A 13775-nucleotide genomic window follows, 5' to 3' on the forward strand; every position below is an offset into this window, starting at 1 on the left:
GATAGAGAGCTAGGAGAATGTATTTAATGATTGATTTAAGAAAGCCTTATAGATAGCAAATGCCTAGAAACAACAAACCGCCATATCTCAGGAAATTCTGGGATATGGCGGTTTCTCTTAATTTGAAAGTACGTCGATAGACGTTTTTCTTATGGTATCAGGACGAATGGATGATAGCCGAATTATGCTTTAGCTGCAGATTCAGTAAAGAACTGCGGCAAATATTCCTTGTTGGCTTCGAGCATTTCATCCAGCATCTGAATCGCCACTTCGACCGAAGGGACCAAAGGATGATGGGCCAATGCCTGTATGGCCAATCCACGATCGCCGGTCACGGCAGCATCGATGGCGAGGCGCTCATAGGTTTTAACCGCATGGATCAGTCCAACTGCCATTGGAGGAACCTTGGTCAACGGCAGGGGCAGTGGACCGGTTTTGGTGACCACGCAGTTGACTTCAATGCTGGCATCGTCTGGCAGGAAATCAATGATACCTTGATTGGCTACGTTCAACGTCTGAATGTCATTCGTTCCGTTGTAGAGTGAGCGCATCAGGTTCACGGCTGCTTCGGAATAGAAGGCGCCGCCCCGCTGTTCCAGCTGTTTCGGTTTATCTTTCAGGTCCGGGTCATTGTAAAGCTCGAAAAGTTCTTCTTCGACGCGTTTAACCACTTCCGCACGGTTGCCGCCTTTTTGTAAGGATTCCAGCTGCTCTTCGAGCATGGCGTCGGTCATATAAAAGTATTTCAGATAGTAAGAAGGCAGGGCATGCAGGGATTGCAGGAATTCCGGATTCCACTCCCGTGCAGGCACGTTCTTCGCGCTGTAACCGGCCGTATCGGACAGCATGTCATCCAGTTTGTCTTCTCCATTCACATCAATACGCGTAATCCAGTGGAGATGGTTCAGGCCAACAAACTCGGCATAGATGCGGTCCGCTTCTACGCCGTATTTGGCTGAGGTTTGCTTGATTAGGCCGATTGGTGCATTACAGAGACCAATACTTTTAACGTTGGAATACTTCAGAATGGCTTCCGTGACCATACCCGCCGGATTCGTAAAGTTCAGCAGCCAGGCATTAGGAGCGAGTTCTTCAATATCACGGCAGATATCAAGCAGGACCGGAATCGTCCGCAGCGCCTTCATCATGCCCCCGGGACCAGTGGTTTCCTGACCGATCACGCCGTATTTCAGGGGAATGGATTCATCGCGGCCACGGGCGTCAAGCATGCCGACACGCATTTGAGTGCTGACGAAATCCGCACCCTTGATGGCTTCGCGACGGTCGAACGTCAAATGAACTTCAATCGGCAGACCCGATTTCTCCACCATGCGTTTGGCTAAGTTGCCGACAATATTCAGTTTGCGCTCTCCCGGCTCAATATCGACCAACCACAGCTCTCGTACAGGAAGCTCGGCATGATGGAGGATGAACCCCTCAACGAGCTCCGGAGTATAGGAAGATCCACCGCCGATTACCGCTATTTTTAGCCCTTGTTCATATGCCATTTTGCACACTCCAGTCTTTTAAGAATTTTTTATGATGACAGTGTTTATAGACGTTTATCTTGTTGTTTGCTTAATATGTTCGAAGTCACGGAAGGCCCGCATTTTGTCATATACATCCTGGCTTACCGCATGTCCGGCCGCATCCATAGCAGACCATAAGGCACCGACAACAGGCTCGGTGGCCAACGTTACGATGGTCGCGTTTGGAGCGATGGTTGCAACAGTCTGTGCAATTTTGCTACGTATCCAGCCACGGTCTCCCCTTGTTAGCAGACTTCCTGCCAGTATAACGTCAAAGGCGTCCTTTTCCATTCCAAGTTTATGGATAACCGCAGCTGCTGATTTGCCAAGCTCGACGCCTTGACGGTTCAGAATTTCCAGAGCTACAGCATCGTCCTCTGCGGCAGCTTCAAATAGCAGCTTCGCTGCATGGACAGGCACATGCTTGCCGTGATCCTGAAAGTCATCGAACATGTCGCTGACACTGTCATATCCAAGGAAGTTCAGCAGCAGGGGAGTCAGGAGCGTTGGCTGCTCACGGCCGTCCCAAGAACGGATGACAGAGCGGAACACCTCAATATTGAGGGAACCGCCACCGCCGAAATCACCGTACATATAATCAAAACCGCCGACCTGTATATGTTCTCCTGCCGGATTGCGGCCTGCGGAGTTGGTGCCTGTGCCGCAGATCAGCGCGACCCCGTAAGGCCGGTTCGTACCTGCGCGCAGACCGATCATCGTGTCACAGTTAATCGAGTAGTTCTGGGTGAATCCGATTCCTTGAACCAGAGGGTGCAGGATTCGGTAATCTACCTCCCGATCTGCGCCTGCAAGTCCGAAATAGGTGTGCGAGATTTCATGAATCCGCAGTCCTGCTTCGTTTAGAGCTCCTTCTGCAGCTTCCCGTATGCTTTGTGCGGCCAAGGCGCGGTCAATCTGGTGATTGCCGTTGCCGCCCACGCCTTTGCCAAGCACATTGCCGAAGTCATCGGTCAGCAGGGCGTATGTTTTTGTTCCTCCCCCATCGATTCCCAAGTAGTAAGCCAATGGTCGTCACTCCTATATATAAGGTTATATTTTTTATCCGGTTGTACCTTTTGTTGGTGATCCAGTAGATTCTCTCACGATGAGTTCAGGATCGATCCTTACATTAGCCCCGCGTTTCATCGTACCGTCCATGCGTTTCAACAGCATATCCGCAGCGGCGACCCCAATGCGGTCGGCAGGCTGCCGGACCGTTGTCAGATGGGGGTGCAGCTTGGATGAAATATACTGATCGTCATAGCCGACGATAGCTACCTGTTCAGGCACCTTGATGCCTTCTTCCATGAGGGCGTTCACGACCCCAAGCGCGATATGATCATCGCCCGCGAACACTGCGGAAGGCAGGCGTCCCTCACGCAGCCATTTGCGGCAGATGTCATAACCAAAATCGATTTCGAAATCGCCCGTGATCATTTCAAATGGAGCCAGATCTTTTTCCTTAAGTGCCTGCAGGAAACCGCTGCGACGCTCTCTCGTACTGCGGAACATGTTTTGTCCGCTTAAGTGCGCGATGGAGGTATGGCCGAGATCAAGCAGATGCTTCGTAGCGGCATAGCCACCTTTGTAGTTATCGATCGTTACCGAAAAAGTATCATTCTCCGGCTTCTGATTGTCGATTAGGACATAAGGAATATTGCGCCGCTTCAGTTCCACGATGTAGTTATCCTCTTCCATCGGCGAGAGCAGAATAAGTCCGTCTACCCGGTCCTCCTGGATCAGGTAATGGGTTTCATCGGAGCCAATGCCGGTAGAGACCGAAACGGCCAGAAAATAGCCGTGAAGTGCAAGCACTTCGTTCAGCTCTTTAACGACGGTGTCGAAGAAGGAATCCTGAAGAGTGGTCATGATCAAGCCGACGATTCCTGTCTTACCGCGAGCTAAACTCCGCGCAGCAGCGTTGGGATGGTAATCGAGCTCCTTGATGGCTTCCAGAACCTTTTGCCTATTTTTCTCTCGCACGGATTCGGCACCGTTTAAGACGCGTGAGACCGTTACGACGGACAGCCCTGATTTCTTTGCAACATCAAATATACTAACCTTCATTGTTTATTCTCCTTGCGGCAGATTTTCCGTACTTTATATTGACTTAACAATAGTATACATGTACGGAGGCTTAGCCGCGAAGCTAATTTGATAGATGCACCGCCCCTTGCAGGACGGCACAATGTCTAGCGTTAACGTTTGATAATTTCCATGACCTTTTTCTGAATCGTCGGCATCACTTCTTCAACGGTGTTGTGTCCGGTATCGATCGGCTGCATCTCATTAATGAACATGTCGTTGATCTGAGAATAGTGGGTGATCAGGTGGTTATAGGATTCAAAGCCGTATTTCACAGCGCCTTCGTAAACCTTCTTCACATCTGCCGCATCGATGCCATCAAAATGCTTGTAATAGGTTTCGGCTGCCTTCGTATTCACTGGAGGGTTACCACCGCTCAGGTCGATGGATTTTTCCTGAATTTCGTCGCTGACCAGATACTTGATCCATTCAAAAGCTTCCTTCGGATGTTTGGAGCCCTTCAGAATCAAGAGCGGATCGACGAACAGCACGCTGCGGACCTTGTCATTGCCGCCGGCAGGCACTGCAGCCACGCCAACCTTGAAAGGAAAGTCATTGGAGCCCGCAAGGCTCCATGAGCCGCTGACGGTCATACCCACCTTGCCGGTTACGAACGCATCGCCGTTTTGCCCCGCTACGCTTTTGCTCCATTCCGTTGTCGGAGACACTTTATCTTTTAAGATCAGGTTGAACAACTTGTTATAGGCTGCGATGACTTCAGGCGAATCAAAATAAGTCTCGGATGGTACGCCGCCGTTGGTCCAGGTATCCTGGGAGTAGGGTTCAGCTCCGAAATAGAGCGGGCGCATATCGCGCTCGGACCATGTGAAGTCAACGCCATATTGAGTTTTAGCAATATCATTGGATACATGCGTCATTTTCTTCGCGTCTTCGACCATTTTGTCAAACGTCCAGCTCTTGTCCTCGTAATCGCTTGGAGGATAAGCAACGTTAGCAGCATCGAACATGTCTTTGTTGTAGAGCATCAGAGAGACGTACATGTTGACCGGAATACCGTAGACTTGGTCTTTGACGGTGTAGATTTTCATAAGATCATCCGGGATGTTGTAGTCGGACGCCTTAAATCCGTCTTCCTTAATAATGTCGTTCATATCAAGCAGCATGTCTTTGTTATAATACTCTGCAAAACCGCCGTATCCATAATGGCTTGTGACGTCAGGCGATTTGCCCCCGGCAATCAGCGTTTGAAGTTTACTGTCGAACTGCTCGTAAGGAGCTTTCTCGATTTTCACCTTAATATTCGGATGTTGGGCTTCGAAATCCGGAACGAGCTTTTCGATAAAAGTGCGATCCTCGGAATCGATGGTGTAGTGCGTTATGGTTACTTGCCCACCTGAGTTAGCGCTATCGCCATCGTTACCAGGTACGACATCTCCCGCTGATTTGCCGCCGCTACAGCCGGACAAAGCCAATACGACGAGCATGCTGGTCGCAAGCAAAAGTGTAAAAGACTTTTTGATCCTTATCGTTTTCATGAATTACAGTCCCCCATATATTCAAGTTTTTTGCCGCCCCTGCGACGGAGTCTTTACTTGATGCCTGTAAGTACAATTCCTTCCACAAACCGCTTCTGGGCTATCGCAAACAGGGTCACGATCGGCAGCATGGCGAGTACGGAGGCGACCATGAGCAGATGCCACGGCGGAATTCGAAAACGCGAAGATGTGAAGGAAGACATACCGACCGGAAGCGTAAACTTATCCGATGAGCTTAAATAGAGCACAGGTGTCAAAAGGTCATTCCAGCTGTAGATGAAGGCAAAGATCGCAACGGTTGCAAGTGCTGGACCAGACAGAGGCAAAGCAATCTGTCGCCACATCCGGAACTCGCTGCAGCCATCGATACGTCCGGCGTCAAACAGCTCATCCGGCAGCGTGGTAAAGAACTGTCGCAGCAAAAAGATGTTGTATGCTGAACCGAAAAACGCAGGGACAATCAGCGGCAGGAAGGTATCGATCCAGTTCAGCTTGGAAAAGAGAATGAACTGTGGGATCATAATCGCTGGATATGGAAGCATCATGGTGCTGAGCATGAGCATGAACCACAAGTTGCTACCCTTGCCCCGATATCTGGCGAAGCCATAGCCTGCAAGCGCCGACGAAAACAGGGTGCCGACAACAGTCAAAATGCCGATAATGAGACTGTTCATATACATTTGACCGAAGTTCAGCGTGTCGAAAATTTCTCTGTAGTTACTCCACTGCCAGGACTCCGGCAGAAAGGTCGGAGGAAACGTCAGCAGTTCCTTCTTCGATTTCAGTGAGGTCGAGACCATGAAAAACAAAGGGAGGAGCATGAGAAAGGTGGTGACCACCAGGGCAATGAAGCTGGCAATGCTAACCGCATCGATTTTGCGCCGGCGTTTATTCACAGAAGGTGAAGCCCCTGGGCCGGCAGTCGGAATCGTACTCATTTGCGTCCGCCTCCTTCATAGTGAACATAACGGTTCGAGAGTTTGATAATAAGCGCCGTAAACGCCATGACGACGATCAGCAGTACCCAAGCGAGTGCCGAGGAGTAGCCCGCTCTGTATTCCTTGAAGGCGCTGGTGTACAGGTTGTAAACGTAGAACCAGGTCGAGTAGTTTGGACCCCCTTGGGTCATTACATACGCCTGCGTAAATACTTGGAAGGAATCAATGACGCCCATAATCAGTTGGAACAAAAGTACCGGTGAAATCATGGGCAGCGTTACGTTCAGGAAAATCCGGAAACGTCCCGCACCGTCAAGCTTGGCGGCTTCCACGAGGCTTGAAGGAACGCCCTGAAGTCCCGCAAGGAACAAAATCATGCCTGAGCCCACCGTCCAGAAGGACATAATCATCAGAGCGTAAAGCGCATAATCGGGGCTCATGAGCCAAGCTGGGCCGCTAATGCCGAACCAGGACAGCACGTAATTGAACAGACCGATCGATGGATTGAAAATCCAGTACCATAGCAAGGACATGGCGACGCCGGATACCATGCTCGGAAAATACATGGCCGTGCGGAAAAATCCGCGAAACGGTATTTTCGCATTGAGCAGGAGAGCAAATCCCAGTGCCAGCAGCAGCTGGATCGGTACACTGATAAATGTATAGCGTACCGTTACGACAACAGATTTCCAAAATAGGTCATTTTGAAACATTTCTTTGTAATTCGCGAGTCCGACATATTTCGGCGGGTGGATAATGTCATAGTCCGTGAAGCTGTAATAAAGGGATGACAGAATCGGATACAAGGCAAACACGAAGAAACCGATAAGCCATGGAGAGATGAAGAGGTACATGTAAAATGTCTGCCGCCGGCTTTCGCGATGGGTCACATAAACACCAACCTTTCTATTTGATATAAAGTTATAACGCTTTAACTTTCGTAGTTGAGTTTCCCCGAAATTAAAAGGTTTCATGTGATGTTATGTAATTGAAAGTTAAAGTGCTTTAACTTTATTATCCGGACTGATGAGATTATCATAGTGGATGGTTTCTCAATTATCAACCCTTTTTTTGGATGTTTGTAAGCGCTACCTTCGTTGAAGCTTCGTAAGTTCTGTCAAATCGCGTCGCAAGAGGCTGATATAGATAGGTTTGGGTGGATATTCCAGCCATCCGAAATTCACAAAATTTCTTGGAAGAAATTTTCACGAAAGGACTGTATTTTTAGGCCAAGTGTACTAGTAAGTCCGAATTGGCATTCGTATCATATGCTTCGACTCCGGTCAAGTCGAAGCGAAGTTGATTCCCTAACGCGTCAACTACCGCATGATAGAATTCGTTCTTCTACTCAAAGAACTATGCTAATTGTCGCCAAGCTCTTGAAAGAACAGCCTCGATATATTCCCCTTTTTGATGACATTTTTCTTTTGAACCTAAAAAGTTTACTCGACACGCAGTTCAGGTTACGTACTCTAAGGGACTGCAATTATCACAATATGTGGGCTGTATTTTAGCAGGTGAGCGGGTCAAAGTAGACCGGTAATTTGTGCACTGCATTCCTTCAATTTTTTACTTAACGCACGGTCTCTCTTTCGACTTAATCGCGCGGCAGGGCCGGATATAGCCAATGCTGCAATCACTTTACCATTATAAAATATTGGAGCAGCAACGCAGCGTAAACCCACTTCTGTTTCTTCATCATCAACGGCGTATCCTTGTTGACGGATTACGTTTAGATGCTCTTTTAATAGATGGTTGTCGTCAAAGGTATGCTTTGTTGCTTTGTGCTGGGTAAGATGTGTAAGCATTTTTTTTAGTTGTTCATCACTTAGGTGCGCTAGGATAACTTTCCCAAAGGCACTTAGATGGGCATAAGCGGAATCACCTACACGTGTATGGCTACGGATGGCATGATTGCCCTCTACCACTTGGACTGTCATGACTTTCATTCCATCTAAAACTCCGATATAGGCAGTTTCGCCAAGATCCTGTGCTAATTGATGCAGGGATGGAACAACTAACCAATGAAGTCGAGTGTTAGCAGACGATGAATGGTGTCCCTTTAATTCAGAAGCTTTGTACGTGTGACCATCTTTTTGAATAAATCCTGTCATTTCGAGCGTATATAGCAGACGGAAAGTTGTAGACTTGTTAAGGTTAAACCGATGCATGATCTCAGTCAGTCTCATGGGTGCACCTTGTTGCAACGCGTCTAGAATGAGTAGTCCTTTTTTTAGGGTTGCAACCTCATATTGATCCATTGATTCACCTCTAAGCGGGAAATTATTATAATTGAATTATTGACATATAAACGGATTACATTCTTTATGCTGACCTCATTACAAATGAAAAAGAGAGGGAAAGAGCTTTACGCCCAAACCCTCTCAGGTATATTTAAGTGGTTATGACCATAACCATGACACTTATTCTCCTTTTAAAAACAGGCGAATGCCCTCAACTGCGTAAGCATGATCCAACTTGCCGGTTAATCCGCCAACCGTTACAGATCCGACTACGCCAACACCCTTGACACGGATGGGAATAGAACCGCCAACCGCTTGATATTCTGCAGTGGAAAGCAGGGAGTGTTCTGCATGAGAAGCACCGCTTTGGATAAAGCGCTGGTCGATGTAGGCAGAACTGCGGTTATAGTGATCGACAATCCGTTTTTTGCGAAATAACCATACGTAGTTTTCCTCCGAAGTACCATCCATGAGATGTGTAAACACGGGAACTCGGTTACGTTCAATATGCACGGCCACCGCTACGTTGTTTTCTTGAGCATACTGCACAATCTGGTTACCAATGACAAGAGCATCTTGATGGCTAAAACTTGTAAATTCCAATTCTTCCTCTAATAGTTCTAGTGATTTCAAATCCATTTATCCTCTCTCCTCAACAAAAAGATTCTGTTTCTTATCCATTCTGAAGTTTATAGCTGCCAGTAAAAAGGCGAACCCTGCCATAATTGCACCGATCCAAGCCGTGTCCATCATATGCAAGTGGTCTACCGCAAGCCCACCCAATGTTGAACCAGCAGCGATCCCAATATTAAATGCAGAGATGTTTAATGCAGAAGCGACATCCTTGGCAGAAGGAACCAGCTTTTCTGCAAGCATTAGAATGTAAGCCTGTACGCCGGGAGACATCATAAAAGCAAAGAAACCCATTAATATGAGAGACAAAATGGTGAGCGCCTTGTTGGGCAATAGCCATATTTGGAGCAGCAGAGCAATGCCCTGAAACAGAAATACGAATCGAAGTGACTTTACAGGATGTCCATTTGCTAATTTCCCACCGATAATATTCCCAACGGCTACAGCAACACCGTAAATCAACAGTAGCCATGAAATAGACGAAGATGAGTAGCCGCTAATCTCTTCAAGGATAGGAGAGATATACGTGAATAAAGCGAAGGTTCCGCCGAAACCTAGAATCGTCATTAACAAGGCAGTGATGATCCGAGGATTAACAATCAAACTTCCAACATCTCTTAAGGTCGGTGAGTGCATTGAACGTGGGACTTTTTCTACTGCCACAAGACTGACCAACAAGGCTATCAGCCCTAAAACTGCGACCACGGCAAATGACATTCGCCAACCAAATTCCTGCCCGATATAGGTTCCAAGGGGAACACCCAAAATGGTAGCGACGGTTAACCCAGTGAACATAATGGAGATGGCGGTGCCTTTCTTGTTAGCAGGCACCATATCTGCTGCCACTGTAGCTGCAACAGCGAAAAATACACCATGTGCAATAGCTGTAATTATCCTGGATAAGAGCAAAAGGGAATAGGTGGAAGATATTGCTGCTAGAGCATTCCCTAAAGTGAAGACAACCATGAGGAAAACCAAGTATCCTTTTTTAGGCAATTTCCCGGTTATAACTACGACGATTGGGGTTCCAATAGCAAGGGCCACTGCATACCCTGACACCAGGGTCCCAGCTTGCGTTACCGATATGCCAAGATCGGTGGCTACCTCTTGCAGAATACCGACAATAACAAATTCTGTCGTTCCAATAGCAAAAGCACTTATTGCAAGTGACATTAGTGCTATAAAGATTTTTGAATTCATACTTTCACCTCCTTATGTAGGCCAATATTAAGTGAGAACTTAAATGAGTTCAAATAAAGAAAAAAAGTTTCTATAAAAGAAACTTTTCTCGGTGGATACAATGATAATACCAATTGGAGAATCGATTGATCTTTACATAAACGATAACAACGTACTTCGCTTTGATCTTATGTCTCAATGTTATCCAAATGATACACGTCCATGGTGTCAATTATGGTTTCTATATTTTTTCGGTATGTTTGGTAATGCTCGGTATTCACATGTGCGATTATGGCATTTTCGTCAGCCCAAGACTCATAAAAAACATATGTGCCTTCTTTTTCAAGCGATTTATGCAGCTTGTACTGTATACAACCTTTCTCTGCACGAGACGGTTCAATAAGTTTGATCAATTCATCGCGTAGCCGTTCCTCTTGCCCAGGTTTTGCTTTTAGAATCGCACAAATGGTAATGACATTCATAAAATACACCCCTTAATAAAAAGTTTTGTTGATCTCTTGTTGATAAAATCTAAACAATAATTGAGTAACGATATTACTGTGTCTCTAAGCCGATATTTTTTCTGTACAGTGATTCTCCAAAGGGGTTAAAAGAAAGATCTGTTACTGAAATATGAAAAAAATGCATGCAGCATGGCCTATCATAGGTGAATCATAGGAGATTTCCAAAAAAATGTTAGAAAGTTTCTAATAAAGAACCCATTCAGCAACCTTTCAGTTGAATTTAACGTTCCTATCGTCTGTATGGGATATAGTGGAACCAAGAAAGAGGAGGAGATCAACAATGAATATTTCTTCAGCAGCAAGTTCCACGACATCCTACATATCCACGTCTTCATCCAGTTCGAACAGCACAAGTGAGTTGGAAAAACAAAAGACGAAGCTTGAGGCCGAATTGGAGAAAGTGCAATCCAGCAAGGACGATGATAAAACCAAGGAGACCAAAACGAAGCAGCTGCAGCAGCAAATCAAGCAAATCGAAGCTCAAATCTCGCAGCAAAGCTCCCAGAGCAGCGGGACAATCGGAACCAAAGAAGCGCCGCCGGCCAAACCACCAACCAATGGCATGCAAGCAGCATCACCGCAAGAAATTGCAAATGCAACGACGGACAGCAATGGCCGATTTGATATTCGGGTATAAGAAGGAATACAGCACTTAATTTAAAACCGAATATAAAATAATTTAAACCAACGAGCTAATCGATAAGTTGGAGCTGATTGGCTCAACCAAAAGACCTGCTTGATCTCTATAGATCAAGCAGGTCTTTTGGTTGTTCACATGTACATGTTTTATTCAATCGTTAAACCGTTTATCCGTTCAGAGATGGCTCTTTTTTTATAGTACATGCCGATAGTCACCAGAACCACCATCTCGGATAGCGGAACGGCAAGCCAAACGCCAGTAACACCGAAGAATGAAGGGAGGATCGCAATCAAAGCAACCATAATAATCATCTCGCGTGCAGCTGTAATCCAGATGGCCATTTTGGCATTTCCGACAGATTGAAAGTACGTGCTCATGACAAAGTTAATACCCATGAACAAGTATGCAAAAGTAAATATTCGCAAACCGTACACGGCGTTATCCGTCACGCTGGCACTGAAGTTCCCGAAGATTTGCACAAAATAAGGTGCGCCCAGTTGTACAACGAGTAATAGCAGGACCCCACATGCCAGAGCCGTTCTGGAGGCTAAACGAATGGTCTGTTTTTCCCGATCCATCTGTTTGGCTCCGTGATAATAACTGACCAAAGGTTGGGCAGCGGAGGCTAGACCGAGAAATGCGAGCAGTACAACACCATGAATATAGTTCAAGACTGTAAAAGATGCCACGCCATCCGTGCCCGCAATCCGATCCAGTGAGATGTTGTGAGAGATGGAGAAGACGGACATGCCTAGTTCAGCAAGGAAGCTTGGAAACCCAATGAGTACAATAGAAGCCAGCAGTTTGGTATTCCATTTGAAGCGAGTGAATTTGAGATTATTATTTTTTCTGAAAAAGTGAGTCAGCAACACAAGAAGCGCCAGAGATGCCGATATAATTGTACCAATCGCGACGCCACGAACGCCCCATTCCAGTACGTATAACGTTATATAGTTAAGCACAATATTAGCTACCGCAAATGTAATCTGAGCATACATGGATGTATTGGGATTGCCGTCGTTACGAACAAAAATAGTAAGTGCATTCTCAATGGTGAAGACAAAACCGAACAACAGCATAATATTCATATAGTCCGCAGCAAACGGGAATGTTTCAGTATTGGCACCAAGGGCCAAAACAAGCTTATCTCTGAAAGTATATGCCGTATATCCGATAACCATTGTAATCAGCAAAATAATCGTAATGGATTTAGTGAAAATTTGCTTCGCTGTCGTGGGGTCCTTCTTACCCATATAGGTGGAATACAAGGTTGCCCCGCCCATTCCAATCCATAGCGACATAGCTACAAAAAGCGTATAGACAGGAGATGCAATCCCGATTCCCGCCAACGCTGTAGAACCCAGTTTGTGTCCAACCATAATACCGTCGATAATAAAATTGAAAGCGATAACGAGCATCCCTAATATGGAAGGCACGAGGTAGCTTACAAATGCCTTACCTACAGATTGCCTTTCTAATGGATGCGTCCAATTTGTGTTCATGATGACCTCCGTTATTATACTGAATGTTCGTTCTATATTATATTATACTGAACGTTCGTTCTGTATAATAACATGCCGAGAATTTGGTTGGCAACTTTTCCAAAAGATGATCGTTTATATGGTAGAGTTAATAGAGCATCTTTTATGACACGGGAGGGAATCTCTTTATGAAGCAAAACAAGTATGATGAAGCTGAGTTTTTCGGCAATTACAGTCAGATGGCTCGATCTACCCAAGGGTTGGAGGCTGCTGGCGAGTGGCATGAACTGCAAACGATGCTGCCTGAATTAAAGGGCAAGAACGTATTGGATCTGGGGTGCGGCTTTGGTTGGCACTGTCGATATGCACGTGAGCAACACGCTAGTTCTGTGGTTGGCGTGGATTTGTCTGAAAATATGTTGCAACGTGCACGCGAGATGACGGATGATCCTCAGATCGAGTACCAGCGTATGGCGATTGAGGATATTGATTTTGCACCCGGACAATTTGATGTAGTGATCAGCTCACTGGCTTTGCATTATATCGAGCGTCTGGATCAGGTATACGCCAAAATCAATGCATGTCTTGTTCAAGGAGGTACGTTTGTCTTATCTGCGGAACATCCCATCTTCACGGCGCGGGCGGAGCAGGACTGGCATTATGGAGCTCAAGGTGAAATACTGCATTGGCCTGTGGATCATTATCAAGAGGAAGGGCAGCGGGTAGCGAACTTTTTGAATCAGGACGTGGTGAAATATCATCGGACGATGGCGACTCATCTGAATGAATTGATTCAGGCTGGTTTTGTCATTCAACAGGTAGCCGAGTCCAAGCCATCTCCTGAGATGATGGAGCAGGTTCCCGGTATGCGAGACGAGAATCGTCGGCCGATGTTTCTGATGATTGCCGCGGTTAAGGCTTGAGCAGCAGCTTCGGCGGTATCAAAATGAAGTTTATGGGTTTTATACTCGATAGACCAGCGCGTTCAGTACATCTGGACTTTGCTGGTTTATTTTATTTTGTAGGA

General features: G+C 46.3%; 13 protein-coding genes. 2 read left to right on the forward strand and 11 right to left on the reverse strand.

All coding sequences use genetic code 11. The features are described 5' to 3' along the window. Positions 1-182: 182 nt before the first annotated feature. The 10 genes from A6049_RS28295 to A6049_RS28340 form a co-directional block, all read right to left on the reverse strand. Entirely contained in the window at positions 183-1508 is a 1326-nt protein-coding gene (locus tag A6049_RS28295; RefSeq protein ID WP_063567783.1) for a 6-phospho-beta-glucosidase, read from the reverse strand. Positions 1509-1562: 54 nt separating this feature from the next. Continuing rightward, positions 1563-2555 (reverse strand): N-acetylglucosamine kinase, encoded by a 993-nt coding sequence (locus tag A6049_RS28300; protein WP_063567784.1) that lies wholly within the window; start codon positions 2553-2555, stop codon positions 1563-1565. A gap of 33 nt (positions 2556-2588) precedes the next feature. After that, on the reverse strand, positions 2589-3596 hold the full coding sequence (locus A6049_RS28305; RefSeq protein WP_063567785.1) for a LacI family DNA-binding transcriptional regulator: 1008 nt from the start codon (positions 3594-3596) through the stop codon (positions 2589-2591). 131 nt (positions 3597-3727) lie between these two features. Beyond that, the gene (locus A6049_RS28310; protein ID WP_063567786.1) at positions 3728-5110 is read right to left on the reverse strand and encodes an ABC transporter substrate-binding protein; all 1383 of its coding nucleotides are present in this window, start codon (positions 5108-5110) and stop codon (positions 3728-3730) included. Positions 5111-5163: 53 nt separating this feature from the next. Beyond that, positions 5164-6048 carry a carbohydrate ABC transporter permease gene (locus tag A6049_RS28315; RefSeq protein ID WP_063567787.1) on the reverse strand — a complete coding sequence of 295 codons (885 nt, stop codon included), beginning with the start codon at positions 6046-6048 and terminating at the stop codon, positions 5164-5166. Beyond that, positions 6045-6902: a carbohydrate ABC transporter permease gene (locus tag A6049_RS28320; RefSeq protein WP_063567788.1), complete on the reverse strand. Its 858-nt coding sequence runs from the start codon at positions 6900-6902 to the stop codon at positions 6045-6047. Before A6049_RS28320 ends, A6049_RS28315 begins: the two co-directional genes overlap by 4 nt. A gap of 672 nt (positions 6903-7574) precedes the next feature. After that, entirely contained in the window at positions 7575-8309 is a 735-nt protein-coding gene (locus A6049_RS28325) for an IclR family transcriptional regulator (RefSeq protein ID WP_063567789.1), read from the reverse strand. A 162-nt stretch (positions 8310-8471) separates the two neighbouring features. Continuing rightward, entirely contained in the window at positions 8472-8924 is a 453-nt protein-coding gene (locus A6049_RS28330; RefSeq protein WP_161490649.1) for a heme-binding protein, read from the reverse strand. 6 nt (positions 8925-8930) lie between these two features. Then, a complete protein-coding gene (locus A6049_RS28335) occupies positions 8931-10124 on the reverse strand; it encodes an MFS transporter (RefSeq protein WP_063567791.1) in 1194 nt (397 codons plus the stop codon). Positions 10125-10291: 167 nt separating this feature from the next. After that, positions 10292-10585, reverse strand: a complete 294-nt coding sequence (locus A6049_RS28340) for a putative quinol monooxygenase (RefSeq protein WP_063567792.1) — start codon at positions 10583-10585, stop codon at positions 10292-10294. Positions 10586-10907: 322 nt separating this feature from the next. Between A6049_RS28340 and A6049_RS28345 the strand changes: the two genes are divergently transcribed. Then, on the forward strand, positions 10908-11264 hold the full coding sequence (locus tag A6049_RS28345; RefSeq protein WP_063567793.1) for a FlxA-like family protein: 357 nt from the start codon (positions 10908-10910) through the stop codon (positions 11262-11264). Positions 11265-11413: 149 nt separating this feature from the next. On the opposite strand, the gene A6049_RS28350 is transcribed toward A6049_RS28345, so the two are convergent. After that, positions 11414-12769, reverse strand: a complete 1356-nt coding sequence (locus A6049_RS28350; protein ID WP_063567794.1) for an MATE family efflux transporter — start codon at positions 12767-12769, stop codon at positions 11414-11416. A 167-nt stretch (positions 12770-12936) separates the two neighbouring features. Between A6049_RS28350 and A6049_RS28355 the strand changes: the two genes are divergently transcribed. Then, entirely contained in the window at positions 12937-13671 is a 735-nt protein-coding gene (locus tag A6049_RS28355) for a class I SAM-dependent methyltransferase (protein ID WP_063567795.1), read from the forward strand. The last annotated feature ends 104 nt before the right edge of the window (positions 13672-13775 follow it).

Origin of the sequence: Paenibacillus sp. O199, from assembly GCF_001636635.1 — a bacterium.
Taxonomy (GTDB): Bacteria; Bacillota; Bacilli; order Paenibacillales; family Paenibacillaceae; genus Paenibacillus; species Paenibacillus marchantiae.